Below are 15,324 nucleotides of genomic sequence, written 5' to 3' on the forward strand. Positions count from 1 at the left end.
GCCGATGATGTACTATTTGGGACTCATTAGCGAATATTTGAAGAATTATATGAAATCGCGGCTCACCTACCGTGCTGATTTTTGGGTAGAGGTCGTTTCGGACCTGCTATTTCAGGCCACCAATCTCATTTTTATTTTGGTCATTTTTATGCACACGGACAGTTTGGGCGGCTGGAGCGAAAATGAAGTCGTATTTGTCTATGGCTTTTTCATGGTTCCTTACGGACTATTCAGCTGTTTCGTCAATCTGTGGAACTTTAGCGAGCGCTATATTGTAAAAGGAGAGCTGGATCGGGTCATGACCCGTCCTGCGCATAATCTGTTCCAGATTTTCCTTGAAAACGTGGACCCGCCCGCGTTGGTTGGATCGGTGATTGGTCTGATTATTATGGGGATCAGCGGAGCGCAGATGGATTTGCAAATGGCGTGGTGGTTCATCCCGGCGCTAATTGTCATGACCCTGAGTGCCGTGGCGATTTATACGGGGATCTACACCATATTGACTTCAATTTCGTTCTTTTCAGATGCCCCGACAGGAATTATTCCGCTCATGTACAATATGCAGAGCTATGGACGTTATCCGGTGACGATTTATAACCGTGCGATTCAAGTCGTGCTGACCTGGATTCTGCCTTTTGCTTTTGTTGGCGTATATCCAGCAGCCCTGTTTCTCCATCGGGAGGATATGCGGCATATGGCGCTTTTGACTCCGGTCATGGGAGCTGTATTTCTAACCTTGGGCTTACTGGCATGGAATTTTGGTATTCGGCGTTACAGAGGTGCAGGTTCTTAGGTCGGATCACATCAGAACCCCACAAGATAGGAGATGATGAGATGTCCACGACATCTACCGCTATTGGACAATCCGCGCCGGACTTTGACTTGCCGGGAAGTGAAGGGAAAAACGTCAAGCTGTCTGATTTTAGAGGCAGCAGGGTTTTACTGTATTTCTATCCGAAGGATTTGACTTCCAGTTGCTCGACACAGGCTTGTGATTTTCGGGATAAACACGGGGAGTTCGAGGGTTTGAACACCGTTATTCTGGGAGTAAGCCCAGATCCACTCAAGCGGCACGACAAGTTTATTGCAAAATATGGGCTGCCTTTTCAGCTTTTGGCAGATGAGGAGCATGAAGTGGCGGAAGCTTACGGCGTATGGCAGCAAAAGCAGATGTACGGCAAGCAATACATGGGGATCGTACGCTCTACCTTTCTCATTGACGAGAATGGTATTCTGATTCATGAATGGCGTGGTTTGAGAGTCAAAGGCCATATTGATAATGCGCTTGAGTATATTAGAGAACTAACAAAATAATAAACATCCATACACCCTTTGGGACACTGCTATTCTTCAGTCTCAGAGGGTGTTTTTGATATGTAATCTCCGGCTTATTCTTACTTCAGGATGTTGTATAACCCGTGCCCCACAAGCTCAAAGGAATGATGACCGAGTTGGTCAAATCCCAATCTACCCAGAAGGGAACAAGGGTATCAAAATAGTAGATGACAAACTATGCTGCTCAAGCCGTAGATGAGTATCCCCGCAGGATCGTATTCTGAACTTGATTCGCATTCGGACGGGTAGTCATCCACGACCAAGGCAGGCGAAAGATCGTATCCTTCATGTCACTTTGCACATGAGGGCGAACCGGATAATCCGTACCGCAATGGGCAGCTTTTATTCTCATTTTGCATACGTAAAATCCTCCGATATTGGAGTTAGTTGGTTTAGTATGCTCTGAATATATGAATTTATGCTTGACGTTTGTATAGTCATCCCTATAAATTAGTTATATAGCTAATTAGATTAATATAAAATTAGTGGATCATATCGACTTGGAGCTGAAGCACATGGTAAACAAGCAATACAGAAAGTTATTCGCGGCCGGCATTATTAACGGAATTGGAGACCGCTTCTGCCAGATCGCTTTGTTAGCCTTGATGTATCGACTTACCGGCTCGGGACTCAGCGTGGGGATTATGCTTGGACTACGGGTGATTCCTTTTTTAATTCTGTCGCCCGTGTCAGGTGTGCTTATCAGCAGCATATCCAGACGCACACTTATGATGACCACGGATCTGCTGAGAGGTGGAGCAGCCCTTGCCTTTTTAAGTGTTCACAGCAATGAGGATATGTGGATCGTTTATGGAGTCAGTACCCTGTTAGCCTGTGGGGAAGCGCTGTACGCTCCAGCCCGTAAGTCGTCCATCCCGCTGCTGGTCCGACCGTCGGATTTGTTGCGGGTGAACAGTCTGGAGCAGGTGATGAGCGGACTGGTATTGGTGATTGGCGCCGCTGCTGGAGGCATCGTATCCGCGCTTTTTGGACCACAGGCCGCATTTATGCTCAATTCCGGCAGCTTTTTCGTTGCAGGTTTGATCGTCTGCAATATCGCATTCCCGCCTATCACTAAGGAGGAAGTAAATAGGGAGGATGCTTATACTGAATCACGTGGAAGTCAGACGTCTTTCGATGATCGAATCCTCGGTAGGTCACAAATACTGCAATGCATCCGTATGTCGCTTCCGCTCCAAGTCGTAATTGCATTCGAGCTACTGGTTCCATTCCTCAATGGGATTGATAATGTGCTGATCAGTGTATATGCCGTGCAGGAGTTTAAGCTGGGGGATGCCGGGATTGGACTGTTTTACGCCGCTTTGGGTGCGGGTCTGGTTGCCAGTTATGCACTGGGGCGTCTATTCAGCCGTTCTTTATTGAGCGGAGGACTGGTATGTCTGCTATTGGAGGGAATTTTGCTCATGGGGTTAAGTGGAATTGAACATGCATGGGCGGCGGTCGGCATTTACTTTTTCGTTTCGTTGGCTGGCGGGGTCGGAGCAATCTGTTTGGATACACTATTCATGCGAGAGACTCCGCTGCATGTACAGGGGCCATTATTGGGCATGCTGACAGCGTGGAGTCAAGGGATTATCGGCTTATCCATGCTTGGAGCCGGGGTGGCGGTGGAAATCATGGAGCCGCGTATGTTAGGTTGGATTGGCGGCGCTGGATTTGTCTTGATATCTATCATGATATCAATTTACTATACAAGGGCTTGCAGCCGTAAGGCAGCAGGAGTCTAATTATTCCGGATCTTTTTTGCTACTGGTTTTCACCGATTTGTCGGACTTGCGGAAAAAACCAAACAGGAAGGCTCTCCAGCGATAAACGATATATAGCAGAAGGATAATGCCAATGATGGCGACGATTCGCAGCGCATACAGCTCCGCCAAATGGAACATGGCATCCCATTGTGGACCGAACACCTTACCGATGCCTAGAAACAGGATGACCCAGAACAGAGCGCCGCTGTACGCATACATGGCAAATTTACGCAGGGGAAGGGCAATAATTCCCGCAAAATAGCCGGTAAAATGCCGGACGCCGGGAATGAAATATCCTAAGAAAATGAGCCAGTACCCGTAACGTTGAAACCATTTTTGTGTTTTTTCAAGCTTGTCCGGCGATAACAAAACCCATTTGCCGTATTTCTGGATAAAAGGGAGTCCGGCCCATTTTCCGATAAAGTAGGTAATGGTCATTCCAATGGTTGTGCCTAAAAAGGCCAGCAGCACCAGTTTTTCAAAATCCAGCCTACCCGAATAGGAGAGATATCCCGCATAAGCCATCGTGGTTTCCCCGGGAAAGGGTAGAGCAATAAATTCCAGCAGCAAGCCGAAAAAAAGGACGCCGTATCCGTATTCTTCGAACAATTGCGTGATCCATTTCAGCACATCCATCGTTTACACTCCTACGAACAGATTCATAATTTAGAATTAATTCATTCTAACAATCTTTTCATGTCCGCTCAACTCCGGGTGATTTCTTGACGTCTTGTTTTATCGTTGCGTATAATGGAACGAACAATTGAGGGAGGCACGGTAATGAATAAGCCTAATGAAATCGTTGTAGTTCTCGACTTTGGAGGACAATACAACCAGTTAATCGCAAGAAGAATACGGGATCTCGGTGTATATAGCGAGCTCCTTCCATACAATACGCCTGCGGAGAAGCTGAGAGAGCTGGCACCGAAAGGGATTGTTTTCTCAGGTGGACCTTCCAGCGTATATACAGATAATGCTCCTCAGGTGGACCGGGCTATTTACGATCTTGGAATTCCTATTTTTGGTATTTGCTATGGTATGCAGCTGATGGCTCACCAACTGGACGGTAAGGTAGAACGTGCAGGCAAGCGTGAGTACGGTAAAGCAGATGTACAATTTAATGAGGATACCCTACTGGCTAAAGGTCTGGAATCCCGTCAAACCGTATGGATGAGCCATGGGGATCACGTTACAGATTTGCCATCTGGCTTTAAACTGGATGCAGGAACGGAGAGTGCGCCGATTGCTGCCATGAGTCATCCGGAACGGAATCTGTATGCGGTACAGTTCCATCCAGAAGTACGTCATTCCATTCAAGGTAATGAGATGATTAGTAACTTCCTGTATGAAGTGTGCGGTTGTGAAGGCAACTGGACGATGGAGTCGTTCATTGAAGATCAGATCCGTGAAATCCGCCAGCAGGTAGGCGACAAAAAAGTATTGTGTGCTTTAAGTGGCGGCGTGGATTCTTCCGTCGTAGCGATGCTCATTCATAAAGCGATTGGCGATCAATTGACATGTATGTTCATTGACCATGGACTGCTGCGCAAGGGTGAAGCCGAAAGCGTAATGGAAACATTCGTTGGCAAATTTGATATGAAGGTTGTCAAAATTGACGCACGTGAGCGCTTCTTGTCCAAGCTGGCAGGAGTCGATGATCCGGAACAAAAACGTAAAATCATCGGTAACGAGTTCATCTATGTTTTTGAGGAAGAATCCAAGCAATTCGACGACTTTACATTCCTGGCACAAGGCACACTGTATACGGATATTGTAGAGAGTGGAACAGCCACGGCACAGACGATCAAATCGCACCATAACGTAGGTGGCTTGCCGGAAGACATGAAGTTCAAGCTGATCGAGCCGCTGAATGCATTGTTCAAAGATGAAGTACGTAAAGTCGGCGAAGAATGCGGACTTCCGGCTGAGATTGTATGGCGTCAGCCTTTCCCGGGTCCGGGTCTTGCCATTCGTGTACTGGGCGAAGTGACAGAGGACAAGCTTACGATTGTTCGTGAATCGGATTATATTTTGCGCGAGGAGATTGCCAAAGCCGGTCTGGACCGGGAAATCTGGCAATACTTCACCGCTCTGCCGAATATGAAGAGTGTTGGTGTTATGGGCGATGCACGTACGTATTCCTACACCGTAGGTATCCGTGCCGTAACCTCCATCGACGGCATGACCGCCGACTGGGCGCGTATCCCTTGGGATGTGCTGGAGAAAATTTCGGTACGTATCGTCAATGAGGTCGACAACGTCAACCGCATCGTGTACGATATCACCTCCAAACCACCAGCAACGATTGAGTGGGAATAGATAGAAAGAGCGTGGAAGCCTTTATTTATTGGGCTTTCACGCTCTGTTCTTGTTTATCAGCAACCATTTTGCAACCAATCCAAGTTTATTCACCTTATTTTATTGCGTATTCTCGCCACACAAAGCTGCCTTCATCTTGTTTTATTTTTTCAAAACCAGAGTATTTTCCTGAAGTCGTATCATATTTTAGAACAGGTATTGTTTTACTAACACGAGTATTGCCGTCGATATAGAAGTGGCTTTGCTTATCCCAATAGACTTTATGATAATCGACTGTACCTGTAATTTCAGAAGTTGATACGTGACCTGCGATGATATCCTTGAAAAACTTCCCTATGGTATGAGGGTATTTACTACAGAAATAATAATCTTCTGAACCCCACTTCCAAAGTTCCTCTGCTTCTTCATCTATGCCTGCGTGGACAAATATTTGTGTGTCTGTTTCATAGTAAAAGGGCAAGTTTTTCAGCCATTTTATAAGAGCAGTATCATTGAACGGATTGGCTTTGGAATCAATATCCTCTAGTAACATAAACTCATGATTTCCTGCTAGAACAATAATTTGATCTGAATGTTTTTCTTGTAATTCTTTGATGAAATATAAAATTGACAAATCTTGCGAATGAATGTCGATATAGTCACCTACTAAAATCAACTGATTATTTTTGCTGAAATCAACTAGATTAAGTACTTCTTTGAACAGGTCTAGTTCCTCGTGTATATCGCTCATAGCGTAGATATGCGCCATATAGTTTCCTCCGCATCATCGTTTAATAAATTGATTAGACGTCAAAGTTCGTTTTGCTTTTTCGCTTTTCTCGACTGTTATAAGATTACTCAGTTTATCCGCTACTGCTCTATTGGTATTTGGATATAAATGTCCATAAGTACCAAGTGTTGTTTCAATATCTTCATGCCCTAACCGATCTCTTACAACAAGGGCATTTTCACCTAAAGAGATTAGTAGAGAAGCGTGACTGTGCCTTAGTGCGTGGGTTTTTATTGTATGAACTCCTGCAAGCTTAGCATGTTGTTCAATTGAATATTTTGTAGCGTGCTTATTGGTAGGGAATCCATTATAAGACAGGATATATTTAGAAGGTACGGTCTTACTTTGAACATCCTGCCATTCTTTCAAATAGCGTATAGTATCATCATCTAAAGCTATGACTCTGTTTCCTGCTTGTGTCTTTGGTGCTGTAACATAAAACTCTTGGGCACTCTTATAATACATAGATTTGCTTACAGTCAAAGTTTTTTCAATGAAATTTATATCATTTTTCCATTCCAAAGCTTGTGCTTCACCGATTCGTAAACCTGTCATAAACAAGAGCCATATGCTCATAAAGGCATAATGCTCATAATAGTCCTCTGTATCGAAGGTGGCAATTACCTTTTCAAATTCTTCACGTGTCCAGAAGTCCACTTTTTGCTTATTCTTTTTAACATTACCGACTTGTTTTGCTATATTCAACTGAAGTAATCCCAGTTTTACAGCCAAATCCAAACTCTTCTGAAATAGACCATATATATTGCGTATATAGGCATTGGAATACTGCTCGGAAAGCTTGTTTTGCCACTTTTTTAGCATCGGAGCATTTATATCTTTAAGCTTTCTTTTGAAGAAATACGAAAAATGTAATCTCATTGACGACATGCGATTATCAAAAGTTCTTTGGTTCACTGTTCTTTTATAATCTGGCTCGAAGTATATTTCATAAAATTCTTGGTAACTCATTGTGCTGTTTGTTATTAATGCTGATTTAGAATGATTGCTCATGTATTCGTCAAAAGCTGTCTTTGCTTCCTTTTGCGTTGTATAACCACGCCCCCAATGTCTTAGACGCTTTCCATGCTCATCATAGCCAAGATTGGCAACAAAGTACCATTTGCCATTCTTCTTATCTTGATAAATGTTTGATATTTTAGGCATTGTTACGCACCTCATTGCCATCAAAAGCTAAACGAATGCCCAATATCTCTTCTACAGCTTCAACTGGTACACAACCCAGTCTCCTATTAGCGTAATATCCATAGCCTTTGTTAACCATAAGCCTTTTTGCTTTGCGAATTATATCTGAACACTGACTTGGGCCAAACCCAAGCTGACTTAATTCAACTTTTGTTATCATCTGCATTTTGAACTCCTTTTCTAATCTTTGTATACCTGACGGAGCCGTGTTTAGATCCGACACTTGGATCATCCCCTAAATATGGAAGTGTCCGAGTATATTCTTTTGTAAACACCACATTCTCAGTTGAGAAGTCGAATAACTCCTGTCTTGTCATGCGCTTTGTTATTGGCTTAATCAGATTTTGGGATTTAAAAAAGGATTTTTGTTTATATTCTTTAGCATCAATATCTTTTGAAAAATATTTACTAATGTATCGCCCTCGGTTGTCTTTACTGTCTACATCTACTTTATTTAGTTTTACAAAGCCATGTCCCCATATTTGCTTTAATTCATTAATTTTTATAAATGGAAGGCTAAAAAAGACGATGTGATAATGTATCGCACCTCTTTTTTGCTTTTCCCAAACAGCTATGTATTTTAATTGTTGTTTTTTGACATGGTATATATAAAAATTTAATCTCTTTATGAATTTATTGAATTCGTAATTTGTATAGTTGATGTCCTGAATGTTTTCCTTGAAAGTAAGTGTCATAAATTTGGTATTATCATCAAAATTGCAATCTATAATACGAGCAATAAACCAACGCATTTCCTCATAATGCTTTTGTTTGCGTTTCAGAGCGTCATAATGTTCGCTTGCAGATTTTTCAACCTTTGTTGTGGTATCGTCAGCCAGTTCACATTTGATCGGCTCTTTATCGCCAACATTGACAGTGTAAAAGACAGAGTTATCTATATATTCCCAAACCTCGATTGTTGTAGGTGTTTCAATGGTTTTGACATTGTAACTCCTAAACTCTTTTTTCAAGGTAGGTTGTCCTCACAATCCATAACTATGAAAGAGAAAATTTCTCCAGATGTTGTCCTATATATCAAGTTAAGCTCTACACGAGCCGTGGCTCGTGAAACCTCAATTTTCTGTTTTTATCACTCCGTTCAGTTTGCTTCGCAACTGTAAAAACAGAAAATTGAGGTCTACGTATTATCTGCTGGAGTATCGTTTTGATATTTCTTCAACTCCCCTACGAAATTAAATTCTTTATAGTCTAGGTATGGTGCTTCAAATGGTTTAGGTTTAGACCATCCCAATCCATCTAAATATATATATCCGCTTCCCATGGTGTTTACAGACTGCAAATCTTTTATATCCTCACCAAATACCATCCTATACGCTTCACTGCTCATGTTGCCCATCGCAAGCCGAACAGAGAGGTTGTCACGCAATTCTGTAGGTATGTTGTTGGCGTTTGGCTGTTGAGTGCTTAAAACGCAGAATACACCCATTTCACGCCCCTTCAAAATGACTTCGGTCAAGTTTGCCATAGTTTCAGTAAATACTTTTTTATCAGCACTTGCCCGAAATGCTCCTAACTCATCAAAAATAATAAATATAGGTTGTAAGCTATAATCTACAAATGAGTAGCCATATACAAAATTTTCAGCATTTTCTTTATAGTTGATAAATCTGTTTTCCATCGCTTCTTTAACAATTCTTGAAAGTTTCGCAATGTTGTTTGCATCGCTCGCCACATATTCAGCACCAAGAATATTTTTGAGACTCGCAAGGTCAGAACGTTTTGGGTCACAGATATATATTTCAGCATGCATTTTCTTCATTTCGATAATGAGGTAGTTTAAAAATGTTGTCTTGCCTGATCCCGTAACGCCTGCCAAAAGCAAGTGTGGCTGTTTTAGAATATTCCATTTTAAATTACTGCTCAGGGGTAACAGGGTTGTACTGTTGTATCTGAGCGCTGTACCTGTGATAACAATTCGGTTATCTTTGTGGAGACTGAAAATATAATCACAATAGCTGATAGTATCAACTTTGTTTTCAAGTGGTAAATCAAGTAGGGCGCAAAGGGAAGTGTCAAATTCATTCATTTTATCGCTAAAAATATCACCCTGTTTATATGCTCTAATGGTAATTTCTTTAGATGTGACTAGGTAGCCAAGGATAGCAGAATTGTAAATTATCTTTTCTTTTATTATTTTGTTGTTATCGTATTTTTCTACTGTTTCGGTTTGAAAGAGGTTGTTTGATTTGAGGAAGAAAAGTAGTCTTTTTTCGACAATTTTAGTCAAATGTTTTTGCGTTTTAATGTACCACTGCCACACTATAAAAATTAGATACATCATAGGTAAAAACCAAAATAGAGATAGGTTAGAGTAAAAAAAATTGAGGATAAGGGTACGAAGTTCCCCAAACCCCCAAATTGCGCCAAGTGTAACGGTGATACAGAAATATAATCTAAAATTGATCGTTTTTTTGTTTAACAAGGATACTATTTTAAATTGTTTAACGTTTCTCATTTTGCATTGGTAACGAATGATACATTCTCAGCTTTAGCTGTGACACTTACGCCTTGAGTTTTGGAGAAGTAAGAGCCTACCTCCAAATTAGTAAACTGGATAGGTGTACCGATTGGGATTTCTTCTCCTTTTTCAACATCAATTAAAGGTGTTTTGTTTAGGACTTTTACTCCTAACTTTTCCATTTTGTGAGCAGGGAGAACAACCGAATATCGGTAACCTTCTAATTTACCAGTTCTCTCACCGTCTTTATACTCGTAACTTGGTGAAATATCTGCAAGAAGCATTGTTTCCCCCAGAGATTTCGGGTCAATTCGTAGATCAGTTATTCTTAATGGCATAGTTTTCTCATCCTTTTCTTTATAAAATTAATATAACGTTGGATAGGCTTCCTCTTGATCTAATGCGTTAATACTTGTTGGAGTTTTATTCGCCAATATGCTGTTAGATTGGGATATGTTGAGGAAACGCAAAGCGAAATTTGAAATAAAGGAAGTTTTGATTTCACCCTCATAAATGTTTTGCAGATGAACTCGTAATTTTCTTTCATCCGAGTCAGTAAAATCAAATTCTCCCCAGAATGAAGACGCATTACAATTTGCCTTCTGAACTCTACGTGCGTCAGATAAACTTGTTGGCAAAGTTAAATTGTGTCGTTCTATGAGTTCAAAAAAGGATAGGGGATTTCGTAAAATCATCATACTTTGTCCTCCTTGAAAATATTAATACCGTTTTTGTCCATGTAATTAGCTTTTAAGGCTAGTTTTACTGCGAAAGCTCTATGGATTCTGGTTGCTCCAAAATATTCTTTGAGAAAGATTTGTAACTCCGTAATTTTTTCTAAAACCGAGTTTTCTAAATTTAGAATAGTGGAAAACTCTTTGTCTTCGCTTATTTCATTTTCAATTTCTAACTTACATGTTTTCACATGCAACCAATCGATTCTATTTATGTCATGTTTGAAAATATTCTTTATTGCAGTTCCTGTGATATATCCATAAGTTATAGATGCGCCTTCATTTTGCAGATAATCTTCTTTTTCTTTTTTTAAAATGATTTGACTAAGAGTGGATAGAGCCATCTGTATTCTCATTTTGCACCTCCTAACATTAATGAACTAAATTGATTCGGTTTACCCAAACAATATGTTTACCCAAACAAATTGTACACCTTAACTAAGTGTACGTCAACATGGTTTGTATTTTTTTAATTAGCTCTACCGAATTGCAACCATTTTGCTACCCATCCATTCATATTCACATGGATGAATATATCTCTAGTAGTGTCAAAGTCCTTTAAAATCGTCAAATTAACTCTAATCATTTTTAGATGTTATTGAGTGGGAATAATATTTTAAATGGTTAACAACAAAACCTTCAACTCCACATCTATCGTGGTTTTGAAGGTTCTTTTTTTTATAATTCTACCTTACCATACGATCTTTTTTTCAGTCGTTGCCGATTCCTCAATGCGGTCCAGTAGCTGATGCAGTTTTAAGGCATGATTAAAATCAGGAGCGAGACGGGTGTCCGTCAAAATATCCTCGGCAAATACATGGTGAGCCTTGGCTACATTCAGGGTTACCCCTTCTTTTGGGAAATCCGGTCCACCATCAGGCTCGGCAGTTATACTTATTTGTTCAAAAGCGTCATTAGGCGCATAACCCTGCTTACTGCTTGGATCATACACAAGTTTTTGGAGCGTCAGATTGCCAAATTGAACATGCCCAAGCGAAGGATTCTGTGTCAAACGCAAAATTCCCTTTTTCCCCTGAATCTCCAGCTCGAATTTTGGATTCACTCCACCCTGAATGTGGACGGATACCGTTGCTCCCTTCTCCAACGACCCCTGAATCAGAATCTGATCCGCAGTATCCTTGGGAATGACTTCACCCGTTTCCTGAATAGTGGCTTCGTTATAGCGAGATGATGTGATGGCCGATAGCTCACGGAATTCGCCAACGATGTATTGCAGCGCGTCCAGAGAATGTCCCCCGTTAATCGTCAGCAGATTGGCGCCATTGGCTCTATTCAGCAGATAAGCCGTATCCTGATCTGTTCGTCCTCCTTTACCTCGAGTAGATACTTGCATATGACAGGACACAATTTCACCAATCGTTCCGTCTTCCACCAGCTTTTTCATCGTTTGCACTTCAAGATCCTGCCGTGCCTGCAAGCCGACGGTATGATGAATGCCCGCCTGTTCTGCTGCCATAGCCATTTCAGCGGCTTCCGCAGTGTTTGCCCCCAAGGGCCATTCACAAAAAATATGCTTTCTCTCTTGAATTGCCGCCATCACCGTCTCGTAATGATGGGGAACTTTTACGCTCACCACGACCATATCCACATCCTCGGAAGCTGCGAGCTTTTTAGCATCATCAAAAGCCAGTGCCGCCCCTACTTCTTCTGCGCTTTGTCGCGCGCTCTCCATACGGGAGGTGCCGACGGCAGTGATATCCAGGTTCGGATGCTTGAGTAAAGCCGGAATATGCGTTTGACTCGCCCATTTGTTATTCAACGAGCCTCCTACAACACCTGTACGAATCTTCTTTTTGACCATGTTGCATACCTCCTGAATTTTTAAAATGAGGGTGGAAAATAGCGTCTAAGGCCAATATAATACACTTAACTCATAAATAATAATGTTTGTTTGTGATGCTGGTATCATTTTATTTGATGGTAGGTGAAGGGATGGATATTGAAAATATGCAGGCATTCGTTTCGGTGGCAGAGCTGAGAAGCCTGACAGAAGCTGCCCAAAAGCTGAATCACCTGCAATCGAACATGACGGCCAAAATAAAAAAGCTGGAGGCCCATTACGGCACAGCGTTATTTTATCGAAAGCCTCGTGGCATGGAGCTGACACCCGCAGGAGAAACCTTGTACGCTCAGTTCAAACAAATTTTGTTGCTATGGCAAGACACAGAGATGAAAATGAGACCGCAGGAGGAAAAGCTGCGCATCGGCACGATGCAGTCCATCGTAGCGGGGGAAACAACAAGGGCGCTTACGAAGGTATATGAGCTGTACCCGCAGGCTTCTGTTACCTTAAAAACCGGAACCACTACGGAAATGGAGCGATTGATCCTCGACGGCGAACTGGATATTGCTTTTGTTACAGGGTATCCCGCCAACCCGTATATTCATTATCAAAAAATATGCCGTGAAGAGCTGGTGCTGGTTGGGAAAGGCATACATGAAGGCTCAGACCTCAAACAGGTGCTGCAAGGAGCCTCTATTATCGTGCTGTCGGATGGCTGCCTGTATCTCACACATCTGGAGAAGATGTATCAGGAAATGCAATTGACTCATGGCGAGGTGGTGGAGGTCGGTGTGTTTGATACGATGGTGGAATTCGCCTTGATGGGAATGGGAATCACCCTTATGTCCAAAAAGCTGGCGCGGCAATTTAAAGTAACATCCTATTTACCCGCTCCCCCAACCTTCGGCTACATGGATACGTATTTAATAACCCGGCCCAATCACGAAATGACAGCGATTGAACAAAAATTTATCGAAATCAATAATACGATCTAATAGATAGGAGAGACATCGAATGACAATCAATCAAGGCAAATACCAAGGTAGCCATGCCGTATTTCTGGGCGATAGCATTACGTTTGGATATGAATTGCGTGATGGAGAAAAGCCTTACCCCCACCTCGTCAGCAACGCACTGGGATTCCAAACCTTTGAGAATCACAGCATATCGGCAGCAGTGTAGCCAGCGGCGGTTTTGAACCGATGTGTGAGCGTTATGAGAAAATGAACCCTCACGCGGATGTGATCTTTTTTATGGGTGGAAGAAATGATTTTTCCATGGGAGAAACGCCGTTCGGTCATGTAGGCACACCATCGACGGAAACGCGAACATTTTATGGTGCGCTCAAGCATATTGCCGAGGGATTAATTAACCGTTACCCGGACAAGCTGATCATCTTTTTGACGCCGCCCCACGGATCAAGTGATGCGGTTCCTGAACATTTGCCCAATGCAGTCACGGGACAAGTGTATAGCGCGTATGCGCAGGCTGTGAGAGATGTGGCCTCGCGGGTCGTATAGCTTGAGTATTTTCTATTAATGTCTGAGTGTTTTCTATAAACCACCTGTCACAGAAAACCACCATCATAAAGCTTGAATATTTTTAATAGAGGCGTATAATAATTGACGATCAATTGATAAGTCAAGTAATTGTGAGGAGGAGCTCCCATCGAACATTGCTCTGAAAAAAGCCAATTGTTTTACCGCATGCATCTTTTGTGTAAAGAAATGAATACAGCTTTTGAAGCGCAGTTAAAAACGAGCTTTACCAAGGTCGAGATTTTGTATCACATTGATCAGCGGCAGGAATTGAGTCAGTTGGAGCTTCAGCATTTGCTGGTTCTGGACGGAGCGGCGGTAACCCGGCATCTGAAAAGACTGGAGGAGGAAGGTCTGATTATCCGCAGCAAAAAAGAGCAGGATAAGCGTGTGACCTATATTCGACTGACAGAATCAGGGGTTCGAGAGCTGCAAGTTTTGTCAGAGCAAAGACAAGCCTTTCAGAACAAGCTACTACGTGAGTTTGCGAATGAGGAAATTGTTTCTTTGACAAATGCATTACAGCGTATGTCTACCAATGTGAAGAATATGTAAAATACGCGAGGAGGAACTGAAGGAAAGAGATGTACCCAATCCTAAGCCACAGGCCCATCAGGTTGTTGTGAAAATAGCAGCTACCTCCATTAACCCGATTGACTGGAAGCTGTAACGGCCAAAAATATATGGCTGGAGCCCAACGGACAGCAGCTACAGGAAATTGCCGACCTGTTGGAGCAGAAAAAAGTGCAGAGCGCAATTAATCAGCCTTTTCTCCAACGAAATTGAGTTCGTGCTGAACGGTGACCGGAAACAAGGTATGGATAGCTGGAAAAGCTTCTTGAGCATGTTCTTTGAAGGAACACTCGACATCAAGCATATGTATGAGGGCTGGAAGCCGGTTCCCGGAGAAGCGGGTGCCTATGAAACCAAATGGGCGGTATGCGGCAAAAGAGCAACAGGCGAAGTGTATACACTTACAGGAGTGGACAAAGCTCGGCTGGATGCAGAAGGGAAGATCGTTTATCTGGAAAATATACCGGACACCGGGAATGCCTTTGATAAGTACAAAAATATCTGATTCGCCTAATCGATAACCCGTCAGCTATATAATAGCTTGGCGGGCTTTCTATTTTCCGAACAATACATATATGATTAAATTATAATATTCGCTTTTTATGTTGACAAGCTGTGGGGGACGGCCTAAAATAACGGATGTAATATAGCGCTTATGAATGCGAATATTACATCAAATGAACGAAAACAATACGAGTATGCTTTGCGTAGGAGGAATTACGACTCATGGAGCGTTTCTTTAAATTAAAGGAACATGGAACGAACGTCCGCACAGAAATTATTGCGGGGATTACTACTTTT

The 15,324-nt window shown here is 42.2% G+C and carries 21 protein-coding genes and 1 pseudogene (1 of these 22 cut by a window edge); 11 read left to right on the forward strand and 11 right to left on the reverse strand.

All coding sequences use genetic code 11. From position 1 onward, the window contains the following. Positions 1–4: 4 nt before the first annotated feature. Positions 5–793, forward strand: coding sequence for an ABC transporter permease (locus tag AC0WRU_RS02175; protein ID WP_476127041.1), 789 nt, complete (start codon positions 5–7; stop codon positions 791–793). A 41-nt stretch (positions 794–834) separates the two neighbouring features. Then, the gene (bcp, locus tag AC0WRU_RS02180) at positions 835–1,314 is read left to right on the forward strand and encodes a thioredoxin-dependent thiol peroxidase (protein ID WP_476127042.1); all 480 of its coding nucleotides are present in this window, start codon (positions 835–837) and stop codon (positions 1,312–1,314) included. A gap of 205 nt (positions 1,315–1,519) precedes the next feature. On the opposite strand, the gene AC0WRU_RS02185 is transcribed toward bcp, so the two are convergent. After that, positions 1,520–1,687 (reverse strand): hypothetical protein, encoded by a 168-nt coding sequence (locus AC0WRU_RS02185; protein ID WP_476127044.1) that lies wholly within the window; start codon positions 1,685–1,687, stop codon positions 1,520–1,522. A gap of 163 nt (positions 1,688–1,850) precedes the next feature. On the opposite strand from AC0WRU_RS02185, the gene AC0WRU_RS02190 reads away from it, so the two are divergent. After that, a complete protein-coding gene (locus AC0WRU_RS02190) occupies positions 1,851–3,083 on the forward strand; it encodes an MFS transporter (RefSeq protein ID WP_476127045.1) in 1,233 nt (410 codons plus the stop codon). Here the strand turns inward: AC0WRU_RS02190 and AC0WRU_RS02195 are convergent, their stop codons facing one another. Further along, entirely contained in the window at positions 3,084–3,740 is a 657-nt protein-coding gene (locus AC0WRU_RS02195; RefSeq protein ID WP_476127046.1) for a DedA family protein, read from the reverse strand. It abuts the gene before it with no gap. A 144-nt stretch (positions 3,741–3,884) separates the two neighbouring features. Between AC0WRU_RS02195 and guaA the strand changes: the two genes are divergently transcribed. Then, positions 3,885–5,423 (forward strand): glutamine-hydrolyzing GMP synthase, encoded by a 1,539-nt coding sequence (guaA, locus tag AC0WRU_RS02200; protein WP_476127047.1) that lies wholly within the window; start codon positions 3,885–3,887, stop codon positions 5,421–5,423. Between the two features lie 94 nt (positions 5,424–5,517). Here guaA and AC0WRU_RS02205 read toward each other — a convergent pair whose 3' ends face one another. From AC0WRU_RS02205 to AC0WRU_RS02245, 9 genes are all read right to left on the reverse strand, one after another. Further along, the gene (locus AC0WRU_RS02205) at positions 5,518–6,171 is read right to left on the reverse strand and encodes a metallophosphoesterase (protein ID WP_476127048.1); all 654 of its coding nucleotides are present in this window, start codon (positions 6,169–6,171) and stop codon (positions 5,518–5,520) included. 15 nt (positions 6,172–6,186) lie between these two features. Then, complete coding sequence (locus tag AC0WRU_RS02210) at positions 6,187–7,356, reverse strand: tyrosine-type recombinase/integrase (RefSeq protein WP_476127049.1); 1,170 nt, start codon at positions 7,354–7,356, stop codon at positions 6,187–6,189. Next, positions 7,349–7,561: a DUF3173 domain-containing protein gene (locus AC0WRU_RS02215; protein ID WP_476127050.1), complete on the reverse strand. Its 213-nt coding sequence runs from the start codon at positions 7,559–7,561 to the stop codon at positions 7,349–7,351. Before AC0WRU_RS02215 ends, AC0WRU_RS02210 begins: the two co-directional genes overlap by 8 nt. After that, positions 7,539–8,366: a rolling circle replication-associated protein gene (locus AC0WRU_RS02220; protein ID WP_476127051.1), complete on the reverse strand. Its 828-nt coding sequence runs from the start codon at positions 8,364–8,366 to the stop codon at positions 7,539–7,541. Before AC0WRU_RS02220 ends, AC0WRU_RS02215 begins: the two co-directional genes overlap by 23 nt. A gap of 167 nt (positions 8,367–8,533) precedes the next feature. Beyond that, the gene (locus AC0WRU_RS02225) at positions 8,534–9,697 is read right to left on the reverse strand and encodes an FtsK/SpoIIIE domain-containing protein (RefSeq protein ID WP_476127052.1); all 1,164 of its coding nucleotides are present in this window, start codon (positions 9,695–9,697) and stop codon (positions 8,534–8,536) included. Positions 9,698–9,867: 170 nt separating this feature from the next. Then, a complete protein-coding gene (locus AC0WRU_RS02230; protein WP_476127053.1) occupies positions 9,868–10,212 on the reverse strand; it encodes a hypothetical protein in 345 nt (114 codons plus the stop codon). Between the two features lie 27 nt (positions 10,213–10,239). Next, positions 10,240–10,572 (reverse strand): hypothetical protein, encoded by a 333-nt coding sequence (locus AC0WRU_RS02235; protein ID WP_476127054.1) that lies wholly within the window; start codon positions 10,570–10,572, stop codon positions 10,240–10,242. Then, positions 10,569–10,964 (reverse strand): hypothetical protein, encoded by a 396-nt coding sequence (locus tag AC0WRU_RS02240; RefSeq protein WP_476127055.1) that lies wholly within the window; start codon positions 10,962–10,964, stop codon positions 10,569–10,571. The genes AC0WRU_RS02235 and AC0WRU_RS02240 overlap by 4 nt, the downstream gene beginning before the upstream one ends. Positions 10,965–11,299: 335 nt before the next feature. Then, a complete protein-coding gene (locus tag AC0WRU_RS02245; protein WP_476127056.1) occupies positions 11,300–12,430 on the reverse strand; it encodes a Gfo/Idh/MocA family protein in 1,131 nt (376 codons plus the stop codon). A gap of 131 nt (positions 12,431–12,561) precedes the next feature. Here AC0WRU_RS02245 and AC0WRU_RS02250 point away from each other — a divergent pair, with 131 nt between their 5' ends. The 7 genes and pseudogenes from AC0WRU_RS02250 to AC0WRU_RS02280 all read left to right on the forward strand — a co-directional run. Next, positions 12,562–13,407: a LysR family transcriptional regulator gene (locus tag AC0WRU_RS02250; RefSeq protein ID WP_476127057.1), complete on the forward strand. Its 846-nt coding sequence runs from the start codon at positions 12,562–12,564 to the stop codon at positions 13,405–13,407. Between the two features lie 19 nt (positions 13,408–13,426). Further along, positions 13,427–13,594 (forward strand): hypothetical protein, encoded by a 168-nt coding sequence (locus AC0WRU_RS02255; RefSeq protein ID WP_476127058.1) that lies wholly within the window; start codon positions 13,427–13,429, stop codon positions 13,592–13,594. Between the two features lie 20 nt (positions 13,595–13,614). Beyond that, positions 13,615–13,932 (forward strand): SGNH/GDSL hydrolase family protein, encoded by a 318-nt coding sequence (locus AC0WRU_RS02260; protein WP_476127059.1) that lies wholly within the window; start codon positions 13,615–13,617, stop codon positions 13,930–13,932. 186 nt (positions 13,933–14,118) lie between these two features. Beyond that, on the forward strand, positions 14,119–14,505 hold the full coding sequence (locus AC0WRU_RS02265; protein ID WP_476128543.1) for a MarR family winged helix-turn-helix transcriptional regulator: 387 nt from the start codon (positions 14,119–14,121) through the stop codon (positions 14,503–14,505). Further along, a pseudogene (locus AC0WRU_RS02270) lies at positions 14,498–14,617 on the forward strand (hypothetical protein); the annotation flags it as partial. The gene AC0WRU_RS02265 and the pseudogene AC0WRU_RS02270, both read left to right, overlap by 8 nt. A 51-nt stretch (positions 14,618–14,668) precedes the next feature. Then, a complete protein-coding gene (locus AC0WRU_RS02275; protein WP_476127060.1) occupies positions 14,669–15,028 on the forward strand; it encodes a hypothetical protein in 360 nt (119 codons plus the stop codon). 221 nt (positions 15,029–15,249) lie between these two features. Further along, on the forward strand, positions 15,250–15,324 hold the beginning of the coding sequence (locus tag AC0WRU_RS02280) for an NCS2 family permease (protein WP_476127061.1). The gene runs 1,296 nt beyond the window's last position; 75 of the gene's 1,371 nt are visible here — the first part of the coding sequence; its start codon is at positions 15,250–15,252; its stop codon lies beyond the right edge, outside the window.

This window comes from Paenibacillus sp. 1-8 (assembly GCF_056316205.1).